Annotated in this window: 3 protein-coding genes; 1 reads left to right on the top strand and 2 read right to left on the bottom strand. The window is 52.3% G+C overall.

The window, feature by feature from the left end; genetic code table 11:
* Both Q7P41_RS06045 and Q7P41_RS06040 read right to left on the bottom strand, forming a co-directional pair.
* Positions 1-1013 (bottom strand): HAD-IC family P-type ATPase (locus tag Q7P41_RS06045; protein WP_303882892.1); only part of this gene is annotated, 1013 nt, incomplete at its 3' end.
* A gap of 2 nt (positions 1014-1015) precedes the next feature.
* Positions 1016-1237 (bottom strand): cation transporter, encoded by a 222-nt coding sequence (locus Q7P41_RS06040; RefSeq protein ID WP_074200080.1) that lies wholly within the window; start codon positions 1235-1237, stop codon positions 1016-1018.
* Between the two features lie 126 nt (positions 1238-1363).
* Between Q7P41_RS06040 and Q7P41_RS06035 the strand changes: the two genes are divergently transcribed.
* Positions 1364-1576, top strand: a 213-nt coding sequence (locus Q7P41_RS06035; RefSeq protein ID WP_303882891.1) for a hypothetical protein, incomplete at its 3' end; no start/stop codon positions are given.

Below are 1576 nucleotides of genomic sequence, written 5' to 3'. Positions count from 1 at the left end.
ATGCCTTTTGAGACGACTTCTTGTACCTCGAAAGTGCCCTTGGTGAGCGTGCCAGTCTTGTCAAAGACGGCAACTTCCGCGTCGGCCAGCGCTTCCAGGTAGTTGCTACCCTTCACGAGGATGCCCTTCCTTGCAGCGGCGCCAAGCCCGCCAAAGAAGCTCAGGGGTATGGAGATCACCAGCGCGCAGGGACATGAAATTACGAGAAAGACGAGCGCCCTGTAGACCCAATCGCCAAGGGCCGCGCCCTCAAGAGCCAGAGGCGGGACGACGGCTATGAACGCCGCTCCGCCCACCACGGCAGGCGTATAAAAGCGGGCAAACTTGGTGATGAAGTTCTCGGACCTCGACTTTTTGGCGGCGGCGTTTTCAACTAAGTCCAGGATTTTGGATGCCGTCGATTCGCTGGCATTTTTTGTGACACGAGCGACGAGCAGGCCGTTTAAATTGATGGCCCCGCTTAGCAGTTCGTCTCCTTCGCGGACAGCTTTGGGCATCGATTCGCCCGTCAACGGCGAAATATCGAGGGTTGAGCTGCCCTCCATGACCACGCAGTCTAAGGGCACCTTCTCGCCCGGTTTTATGACGATGACGTCGCCAATGTTTACTTCGTCGGGATCGACGCGATCTATAACGTCGCCTCGTTTAAGGTTTGCGTAATCGGGGCGTATGTTCATCAGCTCGGCGATGGACTTTCTGGACTTCTCCACTGCCCTGTCCTGAAATAGCATGCCGATCTTGTAAAAAAGCATCACGGCGACGGCCTCGCTGTACTGTCCGATGCAGAAGGCCCCTCCGGTTGCAACGCTCATCAGGAAGTTTTCGTCGAATATCTGCCTGCGCGAGACGTTTCTTATTGCCCTCAAAATCACGTCACCGCCACTTACCGCGTAGGCAGCCAAATAAAGCAAGGGCCGGGCTGCGTTTTCTGCCTCCAGTAATACGGCAAAAAGAAAAAGCCCCGAACCTATGGCTATCTCGGCGATCCTTTTTTGGTGCGGCTCAATAGGCATCGCTAAGCCTTCTTTACCACCACGTCCGGCTCGTATCTTGTAACGATCCTTTGTGCTGCCTTGACGATGTCGTCAAATCTGGCATCGTCGCCTTCGATGACCATCTTGGAGGTCATGAAATTAACGGATGCGAAGTTGACGCCCTCCAAGGCCTTGATCTCCCTTTCTATCTTTTCCGCGCAGTTTGCGCAGTTTAGCCCCTCGAGCTTAAATGCCTTTTTCATGCCGACGCCTCCTTTTATTGGACATAACGCTTTTTAGCTTTACAATTGAATGTATCTTCAACTGTCAAGGCAATTATAGTTGAGTGAATGTTCAACTGTCAAGGTCGTAAGGCCCCTTTTAAGAGAATGTCGGCGGAAACGTACAAGAAACGACGAAGCATGGCGAATATTTCCGCTTTTTCAACGTTCGGGTTAATGATAGAATACAATCGACCGATACATGCAGGGGCATTGCATCCTTCTGGTAGGGTTACCAAGCTTAAATTTAGTCAAACGGAGGCATGGCATGAAAAAGGACGAAATGGTCTGCGACTGCGACGTGATCCACGAGGAAGTGGT

This window comes from Acetomicrobium mobile, assembly GCF_937920065.1.
This window is presented reverse-complemented; position numbering and strand designations above follow the sequence as displayed.

Coding starts and splice junctions, on each gene's coding strand:
- Q7P41_RS06040 (WP_074200080.1), bottom strand. CDS start 1,237: ATGAAAAAGGCATTTAAGCTCGAGGGGCTAAACTGCGCAAACTGCGCG.